Consider the following 13073-nt stretch of genomic DNA (forward strand, 5'->3'; position numbering starts at 1 on the left):
CGATCTGCTGCTCGAGGTCTTCCGGCGTCGTGCGGAGGAGGGGTTGGCGCACCAGGCGCGTGCGCTGGAATCGGACCAGCCGTTGTGGGCGTTGTGGCGGTTCAGCACCGATCCCGCGGGCGTCGCGCTGACCATGGCTTTCGTCGGACTGGTCGGCCGGTACGAGTCGATCCGGGCGGAGATCGCCGATTATTCCGAGCGCTTCCGCGTCGCGCAGGTCGAGGCGCTGAACACGATCTTCGATCGTTATGGAATTCCGTCCGAGGAATTTCCGCCTGTGGTTTTGGTGGTTATTCTGACAAGTATTTCCCGTGTGGTCATGATGGAAGAGGCGCTCGGCTTCTCCACCGGCCACGCCGAGACCATGGAATGGGTCGAACAGCACATCCGCAAGGTCGAGGGGCCCGAAGCGGCGAACGCGGCGCTGCGGACGTAGCATGCTCGAACTCTGTGGTCAGTCGCCGGAAGGCCGGCGATACGGTGTCGGGTGGCGCCGGACGGCGCGGCCGGGGAGTCCTTGGAGGTCATGGCATGGCATCGCCGCGACGGATCGGCGCGCTGGACGCGAAGAACCGTATGGTCCTGCTCGACGCGGCGGAGCGGCTTCTGCTGGAGGAGGGGCACGCCGCGGTGAGTTCGCGGCGGGTGGCGGCCAAGGCCGGGCTCAAGCCGCAGTTGGTGCATTACTACTTCCGGACGATGGACGATCTGCTGCTCGAGGTCTTCCGGCGTCGTGCGGAGGAGGGGTTGGCGCACCAGGCGCGTGCGCTGGAATCGGACCAGCCGTTGTGGGCGTTGTGGCGGTTCAGCACCGATCCCGCGGGCGTCGCGTTCGCGATGGCGTTCACCGGCCTGGCCCATCAGCGCGCGGCGATCCGGGCGGAGATCGCCGATTATTCCGAGCGCTTCCGCGTCGCGCAGGTGGAGGCCCTGTCCGAGATCCTGGACCGTTACGAAATCCCCTCGGGCGAGCTCCCTCCCGCCGTCCTGGCCGTCCTCCTGACGAGTATCTCCCGTGTGGTCATGATGGAGGAGTCTCTCGGCTTCGCCACCGGCCACGCCGAGACCGCGGAACTCGTCGAACGGTGCATTCGCAGGCTGGAAGGCGACCCGAGGACCGAGGACACGACGTCCTGGACGTCCGGCTCCGCGGGTCCGGCCTCGTCCGTTCAGGAGGTCCACGGCCTCCGCCTTTGATGTGATCCCGACCGGCGCGAACTCGGTCTTCACGAGTTCCGGCCATCTCCCCGAGGCGTCGCGGAGGAGGAGGTTCGGGTCATGGCCGCCGCGCCGTTCGGGCTCACGGTCGGCGACACCGAAGGCTGGTCTCCCTGGGCGGGGGTGGTCTGAGGCCGAAGTCTCAGGGCCTCTTGTCGGTCTTGGCGACGGTCGTGCGCAGTTCTTGCTCGGGCATCAGCCAGATGGCGAGCAGGGTCGCCGCGCCCGCCGTCGCGGCGAGCAGGAAGACCATGCCGGTGGCGTCGGCGTAGGCGTCGCGGACGACGCGCAGGACCGGGTCCGGCAGGGCGGACAGGTCGAGGCTGCCCGTCCAGGCTCCCGGACCGGTGATGCCCGCCGCCGCGAGGCCCGTGTGGATCTCGTCCGAGACGCGGGCGGCCAGCACCGCGCCGAGCACCGCGACGCCGACCGTGCCGCCCAGGGAGCGGAAGAAGCCGACGACGCCGCTGGCCGCGCCGACGTCGCGGACGTCGACGGTGTTCTGCACCACGAGCACGAGGTTCTGCATCAGGGCGCCCATGCCCAGGCCCATCAGGGCCATGAAGACGCCCAGCAGCCAGATCGGGGTCCGGTGGTCGATCGTCCCCAGCAGCACCATGCCGGTGATGAGCAGGACCGCCCCGCCGAGCAGGTAGCGCTTCCAGGCGCCCGTCTTGGTGATCAGTTTCCCGGAGACCGTCGCGCTGATCATGTTGCCCACGATCGTCGGCAGCATCAGGAGGCCGGCGACGGTCGGCGCATGGCCGCGGGCGACCTGGAGGTACTGGCTCAGGAAGACCGTCCCGCCGAACTGCGCGATGCCGACGGCGACGCTCGCGACGACCGCCAGCAGCGTGGTGCGTTCCATGATGATCCGCGGAGGCACCACGGGTTCGGCGTGACGCCTCTCCACGAGCACCGCGAGGCCGAGCGCCGCCAGCGTCCCGGCCAGGAACAGCGCGGAGGCGCCCGAGACCCAGGCGAAGTCCTTGCCCGCGAACGACACCCACACCAGCGGCAGGCTCGCCGCGACCGAGATGGACAGCGCGCCCCACCAGTCGATGCGCACCTCGCGGCGCAGCGGCTCCAAGCGCAGGAAACGCTGGATCAGCAGGAGGCCGGCGATCGCGAACGGCACCGTGGCGAAGAAACACCAGCGCCAGCCGGCGGTGTCCACCAGCAGGCCGCCGATCAGCGGTCCGGAGACCGTCGCCACCGCCATGGCCGAGGCCATGTAGCCGCTGTAGCGGCCGCGCTCGCGCGGGGCGATGATCGTGCCCATGACGGCCTGGGTCAGGGCCACCAGCCCGCCGACGCCCAGCCCCTGCAGCGCGCGGGCCGCCAGCAGTTCGGGAACGTTCCGGGCGAACCCCGCCCAGAGCGAGCCGAGCAGGAACACGACGCCGGTCAGCTGCAGCAGGCGCTTCTTGTCGAAGAGGTCGGCCAGTTTGGACCACAGGGGGCTGGAGACGGTCATCGCCAGCAGCGTCGCCGTGAACACCCAGGTGTAGGCGCGCTGAGAGCCGTCGAGGGCGCCGATGATGGTCGGCAGCGCCGTGCTCACGATGGTCGAGCTGATCATCGCCACGAAGAGCATCGACACCAGGCCCGCCAGCACCTCGAGGATCTGGCGGTGGGTCATGGGCTGCGGCGACGGCGCCGGGGGCTGCGCCGTCTCGGAGGTCTGGGGCACGCGGGGTCCTTCGTCGCTGGTGCGCGCACACGGCGGCGAAAGCCTGGGTTAACGCGCGTTCACCACGATAGCGACCGCGCCGGGACCGCCTCTCGGCCGGGGCGGCCCGGTGCCGGACGCCGGCGCCCGGCCGTCAGAACGGCAGTTCGCCCCTGGTGACGAGCTGCCGCGCGATCACGTTCCGCTGGATCTCGTTGGTGCCCTCACCGACGATCATCAGCGGGGCGTCACGGAAGTAGCGCTCCACGTCGAACTCGGTGGAGTAGCCGTAACCGCCGTGGATCCGCACCGCGTTGAGTGCGATCTCCATGGCGGTCTCGGAGGCGAACAGCTTGGCCATGCCGGCCTCCATGTCGCACCGCTGCCCGGCGTCGTAGCGCTCGGCGGCCAGCAGCACGAGCTGGCGGGCCGCGGTGAGCTTGGTGACCATGTCGGCGAGGTAGTTGCCGATCGACTGGTGCTGCCAGATGGGCTTGCCGAAGCTCTCCCGCTCCTGCGCGTAGCGCAGGGAGTCCTCCAGCGCGGCACGTCCCACTCCCAGGGCGCGCGAGGCGACCTGGATCCGCCCGATCTCCAGCCCCTTCATCATCTGCGCGAACCCGCGCCCCTCCACTCCGCCGAGCACCGCGCCGGCCGGCACCCGGTGGTCCTGGAAGGACAGCTCGCACGACTCGACGCCCTTGTAGCCGAGCTTCGGCAGATCGCGGGAGACGGTCAGGCCCGGCCCGTGCTCGACGAGCAGCACGCTGATGCCCTTGTGCGCAGGGCTCGCCTCGGGATCGGTCTTGCACAGCAGGGCGATGAGCCGGGAGCGGCGGGCGTTGCTGATCCAGATCTTGGTCCCGTCGATCACGTACTCGTCGCCGTCGCGGCGGGCGCGGGTCGTCATCGCCTGCAGGTCCGAGCCGCCGCCCGGCTCCGTCAGGGCCATCGTGGCCCTGATCTCGCCGGTCGCCATCTTCGGCAGGTAACGCCGCTTCTGCTCCTCGGTCCCGAAGTCGAGGATCAGTTTGCACACGACGGTGTGGCCGCCCATGGCGCCCGCCAGGCTCATCCAGCCGCGGGCGAGCTGCTCGGTGACCTGCACGTAGCAGGCGGTGGAGACCGCGGCCTCCCCGTAGGGCTCGGGAATCGCCAGACCGAAGACGCCGAGGCGCTTCATCTCCTCGATGAAGCGCTCGGGGTATTCGTCGGCGTGCTCCATGCCGTTCACGACGGGCCGCACGTCACGGTCGACGAAGTCACGAACGGTGTCGACGATGCTCTGCTCTTCTTCGCTCAGCCGTGCCATGTGGTCTCCAGAGGGGGGCGGGTGCGGTCGATACCGTACGGGGTCTCGGCGGTCAGGTGAAGTAGACGCCGATGCGGCTGCCGCCCAGGTCGTGGACGTCGATGTCCAGGTCGTAGACGGGGTTGAGGACCTCCGGGGTCATCATCTCCGCGGTCTCGCCCTGGGCGGCCACCGTGCCGTTCTTCATGGCGACGATGGTGTCGGAGTGGCAGGAGGCGAAGTTGATGTCGTGGACGACGAGGACGACGGTCTTGCCGTAGTCGTCGGCCATGCGGCGGAGGCGGCGCATCATCTGGACCGAGTGGCGCATGTCCAGGTTGTTCAGCGGCTCGTCGAGGAGGACGTAGTCGGTGTCCTGGCACAGGACCATGGCGACGTAGGCGCGCTGCCGCTGGCCGCCCGACAGCTGGTCCAGGTGGCGGTCGGCCAGGTCGCCCAATTCGAAGTAGTCGATGGCCTCCTCGACGAGTTCCAGGTCGCCCGCGGTGAGCCTGCCGCCCGAGTGGGGGAAGCGGCCGAAGGCGACGAGTTCCCGGACGGTCAGCCGGACCGGCATGTGGTTGTCCTGACGGAGCACGGCCAGCCGTCTGGCGAGCACCTCGCCGGGGGTGGAGGCGACGTCCAGCCCGTCCACGGTGACGGTGCCGCCGTCAGCAGGGGAGAGGCGGCTGATGACGGACAGCAGTGTCGACTTGCCCGCGCCGTTGGGGCCGATGATGGAGGTCACGCCCCCGGGGGCGATGGTCAGCGACACCTCGTCGAGGACGGTGGTCCCGTCGTAGCGCTTGGTGACGTCCTTGATCTCGATCATCGTCGGGACTCCCGGATGAGCAGGGCGATGAAGTAGGCACCGCCGATGAAGTTGATGATCACGCTGAGGGCGGTGTTCATGGTGAAGACCCGCTCCAGCAGCGCTTGGCCGCCGGCCAGCACGGCCACCGAGAGCAGCACCGCGGCCGGAACCAGGGTGCCGTGGCGGAAGGCGCCGGTGAGCTGCCTGGCGAGGTTGGCGACCAGCAGCCCGAGGAAGGTCAGCGGGCCGACCAGCGCGGTGGACACCGACACCTGCACCGCGATGACGACCAGGGTCTGGTTGACCACCGAGGCGTGGTCCACGCCGAGGTTGAGGGCGTAGTCGCGGCCGAGCGCCACCACGTCCAGCCGCCTCGACAGCCGGGCCGTCCACGCGAGCGTCGCGGCGACGAGCAGGGCGGACAGGGCGAGCAGGCTCTCGTCCACCTGGTTGAAGCTGGCGAACAGGCTGTCCTGCAGCACCACGAAGTCGTTCGGGTTGATCAGCCGGGCGGCCAGCGACGACAGGCTGCCGAACAGGGTGCCCAGGACGACGCCGGCGAGGACCAGGACGAACAGGTCCTTGCCGGTGCGGCCGAACAGCCATCGGTAGAGCGCTCCGGCGAAGACCACCATGACGCCCACCTGGCCGGCGAACAGCAGCCTGGGATCGGTCGTGGTGAGCACCAGTGAGCCGAAGAAGAACACGATGAGGGTCTGGACCAGCACGAAGAGCTGCTCGAAGCCCATGATCGCGGGCGTCAGTATGCGGTTGCCGGTGACGGTCTGGAACAGCACGCTGGAGCAGGCGACCCCGGCCCCGACCACGACCATCGTGGCGATCTTGCGGAACCGGACGCCCAAGGCGTACTCCCAGTCGCCGACGAGCCCGACGAAGCAGAACGCGGCGGCCGCGGCGACGGCGAGCAGCGCCAGCAGGAGGAGGGCGCGGTGCTCGCGGCGCGAGGCCACGGGGGTGCGGACGGCCGTCTTCATCGCAGCCCCATTCGCCTGCCGCCGCGCAGCAGCAGCGTGAGGAAGAGGACGCTGCCGATGACGCCGACGACGGTGGAGACGGGGATCTCGTAGGGGAACCGGACGAGCCGGCCCACGACGTCGCACAGCAGCACGAACGAGGCTCCGGCGAGAGCGGTCACGGGCAGCGCGTGGCGCAGGTTGTCGCCGAGCGCCAGGGTGACGAGGTTCGGCACGATGAGGCTGACGAACGGGATCTCGCCGACCGTGGACACGACGACGGCGGTGATGACCGCGGTGAGCACCAGGCCGGTGTTGACGACCCGGTCGTAGCGCACGCCCAGGTTGACGGCGAAGCTGCGGCCCATGCCGACGACGGTGAAGCGGTCGGCGTACAGGTAGCCGAGCAGGGTCACCGCGCCGGCGATCCACAGCAGTTCGTAGCGTCCGCGCAGCACGCCGGAGAAGTCTCCCGAGGTCCACGCGCCGAGGGTCTGCAGCAGGTCGTACCGGTAGGCGAGGAACGTGGTGGCCGATCCGATGACCGCGCCGAACATGAGGCCGACCAACGGCACCAGGACCATGTCGTGGAAGGTCAGCCGGCGCAGGACCCACATGAAGAAGAACGTGCCGATCAGGGCGAAGACGACGGCCACCGACATCTTGACGAAGAGGGCCTGGCCGCCGGCGAGCAGCGTGGCCACCAGCACCCCGAAGGAGGCGGACTCGTTGGTGCCGGCCGTGGACGGGGTGACGAAGCGGTTGCCGGTGATGTGCATCATGATCAGCCCGGCGACGCTCATGGCGGTGCCGGCGAGCAGGACGGCGAGCAGGCGGGGCAGCCGGGACTCCACGAGGACGCGCAGGTCCTCGGGCCGTCCGTCGAGCAGTCCGGCGGGGGTGAGGCCGCTGACTCCGACGAACAAGGACCCGACGGCCAGGACGGCGAGCAGTGCCGTCCCGGCCATCAGGTGCCGGGTCCTCAGCCGCCCGGAGGCGGGTGAGCGGGTCATCAGGACAGGCTGTCCCCGATGGTCTTCACCATCGACTCGACCGAGCTGAGCGCGGCGGGGGCGATGTACCAGGAGAAGCCGTCGAGGTAGACGATCTTGTTGCTCCGGGCGGCCTTGGTCTGCTCGACCAGCGCGTTGTCGAGCACCTGCGCGGCGGCCTGGCCGTCCTGGCCGATCGCGGCGTCGCGGTCGACGACGTAGAGCAGGTCGGGGTCGGTCTCGGCGATGAACTCGTGGGAGACGGCGTTGCCGTGGGTGTCGGTCTTCAGGCCGGTGGCGGCGGGCTTCACGCCCAGGGCGTCGTGGACGAAGCCGAACCGGCCGCCGGGGCCGTGGGCGCTGATCTTGCCGCCGGTGGTGAGCACGACGAGGCCGGTGCGGTCGCCCGCCTTCTCCTTGACTCCGGCGATGGACTGCTCGAGGGCGTCGAGGCGCCGGCGGACCTCGGTCTCCTTGCCGAGGATCCGGCCGACGGCCTCGGTGCGGGCGCGGAAGCTCTTGAGGAAGTCGGCCTGATCCACGGTCAGGTCGACGGTGGGGGCGATCTTCGCGAGTTCGTCGTAGGCGGCCGAGGAGCGGCCCGCCACCACGATCAGGTCGGGGTCGAGAGAGTTGACCTTCTCGTAGTCGGGCTCGAACAGCGAACCGACCTTGGTGTAGCCGTCACCGGCGTACTCGGCGAGGTTCTCCGGGAGGTTCTCGATCTGGGGTACGCCCACGACCTTGGCGCCGAACTCGTCCATGGTGGACAGGAATCCGACGTCGAAGACGACGAGCTTCTGCGGCAGGCCGGGGATGGTGGTGCTGCCCTTGGCGTGCTCGATGGTCACGCTGCCGGAGCCTTCGGCCGAGGAGTCGGCGTCGGTGCTTCCGCACGCGGACGGCAGAAGGAGGAAGGGCAGGAGGAGCAGGCCGAGCAGACGGGCCGCGGGGGAGCGGTGACTCATGGGAACCTCTCACAGGAACGATCCAAACTTTGGTTAGCCTAACCTAACTATGCATAGACATACGACACCAGTCAGGTTCATACGGTTCATGTAGTGACAAATCGCATGCCGTGGCGCCCCGGTGCGCCAGGCTCGGAAAACTGGCTCTTGACGTATCAAATGAACACTCGTTTAATTTCGCCCATGGGTCGCATCGCGGGCGTCACCGCCGCCGAAACCCGGGAACGGCTGCTGCGCGCGGCCGCCGACGTCTTCGCCGAGAAGGGGTACGACGGCACGCGCGTCGCGGACATCGCCGCGGCCGCCGGGGTGAGCAACGGCACGCTGTACGCGCACTTCGGCTCCAAGGCCGAACTGCTGGTGGCGGCGCTGCGCGTCCACGGGCGGCGGAGGCTGGCCGACCTGATCGCCGCCGATCCCGACCAGCCGGTCTCCGAGCTGCTGCTGGCCATCGGCCAGTGGCTCCCGCGCCGCCGCGGGGCCAGCGGCGACCTCATCGTCGAGGCGCTGGTCACCGCCCGCCGCGACGAGGGCGTCGCCCGGCCGACACGCGACTACATCGGCGAACGCGCCGACTGGATCTGCGAGCTGGCGCGCACCGCGCAGGCGGGCGGGGAGATGGACCCCGCGCTGTCGCCGAACGCGCTCGCCCACTTCTGCCTCCTTCTCGCCATGGGAAGCGCGCTCGTCACACCGGACCTGCACGAGGTCGGCCCCGAGGAATGGGCCGACCTGCTGGCCCGCGTCGTGGCGGCCTTCGCCCCCACCCCCTCCCCGGCACGAACAGGAGAAACACAGTGAAAGTCCAGATCGACTCCGGGCGGTGCCACGGGCACGGCCGCTGTTATGACCTCGCCCCCGACCTGTTCGGTGAGGACGAGGAAGGCTACGGGCAGGTCCTCGGTGACGGAGACGTGCCGGCGGACAAGCAGCACGAGGCGCGCCTGGCCGCGTCCAACTGCCCCGAGCGCGCGGTCACCGTTCTCGAGGGGGTGTGACATGACCGTCGACGAACGCTTCACCGAGGGCTTCTGGGACAAGCGCGACGACCGTTCTACCGGCGCGCGCAACGAGATCGTCACCGGCCCGGTCTCGGACTGGACGAGCGACTTCTCCCACCTCGACCCCGAATGGGCCGCCGACCCCTACCCGGTCCAGGACGACCTGCGGCGGCGCTGCCCGATCGCGCACACCGGGCGGTTCGGCGGCGGCTGGCTGCCGACGCGTTACGAGGACGTCGCGGCGGTCGCCTACGACACCGAACACTTCAGCTCGCGGACGGTCGTCATGGGCAACTTCCGGCCGCCGCGAGAAGTGGCCCCGGTGGGTGTCACGCCGCCGATCTCCTCGGACCCGCCGTTCCACCACAGCGCGCGCAAGCTGCTGCTCCCGGCCTTCACCAAGACCGCGGTCTCGCGGCTGGAGTCGGCGACCAGGGCGTTCTGCCACTCGCTCATCGACGCGTTCGAGGGGCGTGACGTCGTCGACGCCGCCCAGGAGTACGCGCAGCACATCCCGATGCGGGTCATCGCCGACATGCTCGGGTTCCCCCAGGAGGACGGCCCCAGGTTCCGTGAGTTCGTGGAGACCGCGCTCGAAGGCGTCAACCTGCCGCCCGAGGAGCGCATGGCGCGGGTGTCGGAGCTGTTCGACTACCTGCTCGAGCAGGTTCACGACCACCTCGACGATCCGCGGGACGACCTGACGACCTACCTCCTCAACGTCGAACTCGGCGGGCACAAGCTCGCACCGTCCCATGTCTCGGGCACGATGGCGCTGCTGCTCATCGCCGGGATCGACACGACGTGGAGCGCGATCGGCGCGTCGTTGTGGCATATGGCCGGGAACCCCGCCGACCGCGAGCGCCTCGTCGCCGAGCCCGCCCTGCTGCCGACAGCGATGGAGGAGTTCCTGCGGGCCTACGCGCCGGTCACGATGGCGCGCCTGGTCAAGGAGGACATGCACTGGCGGGGCGTCGACATGAAGGCCGAGGACTGGGTCCTGCTGTCCTTCCCGGCCGCCAACCGCGACCCGGAGCAGTTCGACCGTGCGGACGAGGTCGTCATCGACCGGGAGGTCAACCGGCACGCCGCGTTCGGGCTCGGAATCCACCGCTGCGTCGGCTCGCACCTGGCGCGCATGGAGCTCCGGGTGGCCCTGGAGGTCTGGCTCGAGCGCGTCCCGGAGTTCTCCCTGGCGGACCCGTCGGCGGTGGCCTGGTCGGCCGGCCAGGTCCGCGGGCCCCGTGCCCTTCCGGTCCGCATCGGCTGACCGTCGGCGTCAGGGTTTTCGCATCGTCGGCGCTCGCCGTCAGCGGGCGCCGACGATGCGGAGGGCTATCTGGACGTAGCGTTCGGCGACGTCCTCGGGGCTCCAGTCGCCGTCGTCGCTGTACCACCGGGCGATGTCGATGCCCAGGGAGAGCAGGGCGACGGCCGCGGCGCGGGGGTCGGGTGCGTCGAAGGCGCCGGCGGCCACGCCCCTGTCCACCAGGTCGCGGATCTCCTGGCTGATGAGGTGGCGGATCTCGCGGATCTCGGTGAGGTGCTCGGGGCTGAGCGCGGCCAGTTCGTAGTTGACGATCCGGGCGCCGGTGTGGCCGCGGGCGTGGTGGACGGCGAAGTCGTGGATCACCCGGCGCAGCGACCCGGTGGGGTCGTCGGCGGAGGCGATCGCCTCCCGCACCATGCGCAGGGTCTTCTCGTGCCCCGTCCGGGAGATCAGGTAGAGCAGTTCTTCCTTGGACTTGTGGTGCACGTAGAGCGCGGCCGAGCTCATTCCGGCGGCGGTGGCGATGTCACGGGTCGTGGTGCCGTGGAAGCCCTTCTCCGCGAACGCGCTGATGGCGGCCTCCATCAGCCGGGCGCGGGTGGCGTCGGCGCGGGGGAGGCCGGGCGGGTCGGTCATCGCGCGTTCATCCTTTCTGACATCGGGATATAGCGATACCACGGAACGGGTGTGTGACGTGGGTCACGCCCGTTCCAGGGTCGGCGTTGTTGACGGCCGTGCCGTGTCTGCTGCACGCTGAGTGCCCGGATCTAAGCAAGCGCTTAGTAACCTCTCTGGGGGCGCCCATGCGACGAACGGAAGAGCACCCATGTCCATGAGATTCGCGGGACGTACGGCGATCGTCACCGGCGCGAGCCGGGGCATCGGCCTGGCCATCGCCGAACGGCTGGTGGCCGAGGGCGCCAAGGTCGTCGTCACCGCAAGGAAGAAGGAGACGCTGGACGAGGCCGTCGCCCGGCTGGGCGGCCCCGAGCACGCGCTCGCCGTCGCCGGCCACGCCGACGACGCCGAGCACCAGGCCGATGCGGTCGAGCGCGCGATCAAGGCTTTCGGCAGTGCCGACTTCCTGGTCAACAACACCGGCATCAACCCCGCCTACGGGCCGATGGTCGAGATGGACCTGGACGCGGCGCGCAAGACCTTCGAGGTGAACTGCCTCGCCACCCTGTCGTGGGTGCAGCAGATCCACCGGGCCTGGATGAAGGAGCACGGCGGCGCGATCGTCAACGTCTCCTCGGTCGCCGGGGTCCGGCCCTCGCCCGGCATCGGCTTCTACGGCGCCACCAAGGCGATGCTCACCCACATCACCCAGGAACTGGCCGTCGAGCTCGGCCCGGGCATCCGGGTCAACGCCGTCGCCCCGGCCGTCGTGAAGACGAGGTTCGCCACCGCCCTCTACGAGGGCAGGGAGGAGCAGGTCGCCGCGGCGTACCCGCTCAAGCGGCTCGGCGTCCCCGAGGACATCAGCGGCGTCGTCGCCTTCCTGCTCTCACAGGACGCGGCCTGGCTCACCGGCCAGCTGGTGGTCGTCGACGGCGGCGTGACCCTGACCGGGGGCTCCTGAGAACCCGAAGCCACCCCACCAGCACAGAACCATCGAGCGAGGAGGAACCCCCATGACCACCACCCGCACCGCCGTCGTCACCGGCGCGGCCCGCGGCATCGGCGCCGGTGTCGCGAAGCGGCTCGCCGAGGACGGCTTCGCCGTCGCCGTCATCGACCTGGACGAGGCGGCGTGCAAGCCGGTCGTCGAGCAGATCGAGGCGGCGGGCGGAAAGGCGCTGGCCGTCGGCCTGGACGTCTCCGACGAGCAGGCCGTGCAGGCCGGCGTGGCGCGGATCGCCGAGGGACTCGGCGCGCCGGCCGTGCTGGTCAACAACGCCGGAGTCATCAGGGACAACCTGCTGTTCAAGATGAGCGCCGCCGACTGGGACACCGTGATGGCGGTGCACCTGCGCGGCTCGTTCCTGATGACGCGGGCCGTCCAGGGATACATGACCGAGGCCGGGTGGGGCCGGATCGTCAACCTGTCGAGCACGTCCGCGCTGGGCAACCGAGGCCAGGCCAACTACGCCGCGGCCAAGGCCGGGATCCAGGGCTTCACCAAGACCCTCGCCCTGGAGCTCGGGAGGTTCGGCGTCACGGCCAACGCGATCGCCCCGGGTTTCATCGAGACCGAGATGACGGCCGAGACCGCACGGCGGATCGGCATGGACTTCGAGGACTTCAAGCGGGCCGCGGCGAGCCAGATCCCGGTGGCCCGCACCGGAAAGCCCGAGGACATCGCGCACGCGGTCTCGTTCTTCGCCGGCGAGGGGGCCGGATTCGTCTCCGGCCAGGTCCTGTACGTCGCCGGCGGGCCGAAGGCCTGAGCGGGGGAGGAGAGCAGATGAAGATCTTCAACGGCATCGAAGAGCTGGAGCAGGCCGTCGGCACCCACCTGGGGTACTCCGACTGGCACACCGTCACCCAAGAGCAGATCGACACCTTCGCCGAGGCGACGGGCGACCACCAGTGGATCCACGTCGAACCGGAGAAGGCGGCGCAGGGTCCGTTCGGCGGCACCATCGCGCACGGTTACCTGACGCTGTCACTCGTGCCGATGCTGGTTTGGCAGGTGTACAAGGTCGAGGGGGTGAGCATGGGCATCAACTACGGCGCCAACAAGCTCCGCTTCCCCTCGCCCGTACCCGTCGGCTCCAGGGTGCGCGCCGGAGTGGAACTGCTGTCGGTGACGCCCGGTGGCGGCGGCTACCAGGTGACGTCGAAGGTGACCATCGAACGCGAGGGCGGCGGCAAGCCGGCCTGCGTCGTCGAGACCGTCAGCATCGTGGTGCCCTAGCGAGAGAGGACGA

Annotated in this window: 15 protein-coding genes; 8 read left to right on the forward strand and 7 right to left on the reverse strand. The window is 69.8% G+C overall.

The genetic code is table 11. The features are described 5' to 3' along the window. Window positions 1-436: hypothetical protein (locus ABGB12_RS09770; protein ID WP_347676158.1), on the forward strand; the 436-nt coding region annotated here is incomplete at its 5' end. 95 nt (window positions 437-531) lie between these two features. Further along, on the forward strand, window positions 532-1197 hold the full coding sequence (locus tag ABGB12_RS09775; protein WP_347676160.1) for a helix-turn-helix domain-containing protein: 666 nt from the start codon (window positions 532-534) through the stop codon (window positions 1195-1197). A 163-nt stretch (window positions 1198-1360) separates the two neighbouring features. Here the strand turns inward: ABGB12_RS09775 and ABGB12_RS09780 are convergent, their stop codons facing one another. The 6 genes from ABGB12_RS09780 to ABGB12_RS09805 form a co-directional block, all read right to left on the reverse strand. After that, entirely contained in the window at window positions 1361-2911 is a 1551-nt protein-coding gene (locus ABGB12_RS09780; RefSeq protein ID WP_347676162.1) for an MDR family MFS transporter, read from the reverse strand. 133 nt (window positions 2912-3044) lie between these two features. Further along, window positions 3045-4202, reverse strand: a complete 1158-nt coding sequence (locus ABGB12_RS09785) for an acyl-CoA dehydrogenase family protein (RefSeq protein WP_347676164.1) — start codon at window positions 4200-4202, stop codon at window positions 3045-3047. Window positions 4203-4254: 52 nt separating this feature from the next. Then, the gene (locus ABGB12_RS09790) at window positions 4255-5013 is read right to left on the reverse strand and encodes an ABC transporter ATP-binding protein (RefSeq protein ID WP_347676166.1); all 759 of its coding nucleotides are present in this window, start codon (window positions 5011-5013) and stop codon (window positions 4255-4257) included. Continuing rightward, window positions 5010-5990 carry an iron chelate uptake ABC transporter family permease subunit gene (locus ABGB12_RS09795; RefSeq protein WP_347676168.1) on the reverse strand — a complete coding sequence of 327 codons (981 nt, stop codon included), beginning with the start codon at window positions 5988-5990 and terminating at the stop codon, window positions 5010-5012. Before ABGB12_RS09795 ends, ABGB12_RS09790 begins: the two co-directional genes overlap by 4 nt. Continuing rightward, a complete protein-coding gene (locus tag ABGB12_RS09800) occupies window positions 5987-6982 on the reverse strand; it encodes an ABC transporter permease (protein ID WP_347676170.1) in 996 nt (331 codons plus the stop codon). The genes ABGB12_RS09795 and ABGB12_RS09800 overlap by 4 nt, the downstream gene beginning before the upstream one ends. After that, a complete protein-coding gene (locus ABGB12_RS09805) occupies window positions 6982-7929 on the reverse strand; it encodes a siderophore ABC transporter substrate-binding protein (RefSeq protein ID WP_347676172.1) in 948 nt (315 codons plus the stop codon). Before ABGB12_RS09805 ends, ABGB12_RS09800 begins: the two co-directional genes overlap by 1 nt. Before the next feature lie 183 nt (window positions 7930-8112). On the opposite strand from ABGB12_RS09805, the gene ABGB12_RS09810 reads away from it, so the two are divergent. Genes ABGB12_RS09810 through ABGB12_RS09820 form a run of 3 tightly spaced genes read left to right on the forward strand, consistent with a single transcriptional unit; the run spans window position 8113 to window position 10200 of the window. Beyond that, entirely contained in the window at window positions 8113-8730 is a 618-nt protein-coding gene (locus ABGB12_RS09810; RefSeq protein ID WP_347676174.1) for a helix-turn-helix domain-containing protein, read from the forward strand. Beyond that, window positions 8727-8927 (forward strand): ferredoxin, encoded by a 201-nt coding sequence (locus tag ABGB12_RS09815; RefSeq protein WP_347676176.1) that lies wholly within the window; start codon window positions 8727-8729, stop codon window positions 8925-8927. The genes ABGB12_RS09810 and ABGB12_RS09815 overlap by 4 nt, the downstream gene beginning before the upstream one ends. 1 nt (window position 8928) lies before the next feature. Then, window positions 8929-10200 carry a cytochrome P450 gene (locus ABGB12_RS09820; protein ID WP_347676178.1) on the forward strand — a complete coding sequence of 424 codons (1272 nt, stop codon included), beginning with the start codon at window positions 8929-8931 and terminating at the stop codon, window positions 10198-10200. Between the two features lie 39 nt (window positions 10201-10239). On the opposite strand, the gene ABGB12_RS09825 is transcribed toward ABGB12_RS09820, so the two are convergent. Further along, complete coding sequence (locus ABGB12_RS09825) at window positions 10240-10836, reverse strand: TetR/AcrR family transcriptional regulator (RefSeq protein ID WP_347676180.1); 597 nt, start codon at window positions 10834-10836, stop codon at window positions 10240-10242. Between the two features lie 190 nt (window positions 10837-11026). Between ABGB12_RS09825 and ABGB12_RS09830 the strand changes: the two genes are divergently transcribed. The 3 genes from ABGB12_RS09830 to ABGB12_RS09840 are packed head-to-tail and all read left to right on the forward strand — an operon-like array spanning window position 11027 to window position 13060. Continuing rightward, a complete protein-coding gene (locus tag ABGB12_RS09830; protein WP_347676182.1) occupies window positions 11027-11782 on the forward strand; it encodes an SDR family oxidoreductase in 756 nt (251 codons plus the stop codon). Window positions 11783-11834: 52 nt separating this feature from the next. Next, a complete protein-coding gene (gene fabG, locus ABGB12_RS09835; RefSeq protein ID WP_347676184.1) occupies window positions 11835-12590 on the forward strand; it encodes a 3-oxoacyl-ACP reductase FabG in 756 nt (251 codons plus the stop codon). A gap of 17 nt (window positions 12591-12607) precedes the next feature. Continuing rightward, window positions 12608-13060 carry a MaoC family dehydratase gene (locus ABGB12_RS09840; RefSeq protein WP_347676186.1) on the forward strand — a complete coding sequence of 151 codons (453 nt, stop codon included), beginning with the start codon at window positions 12608-12610 and terminating at the stop codon, window positions 13058-13060. The last annotated feature ends 13 nt before the right edge of the window (window positions 13061-13073 follow it).

Origin of the sequence: Actinocorallia sp. B10E7 (assembly GCF_039871655.1) — a bacterium.
Taxonomy (GTDB): Bacteria; Actinomycetota; Actinomycetes; order Streptosporangiales; family Streptosporangiaceae; genus Actinocorallia.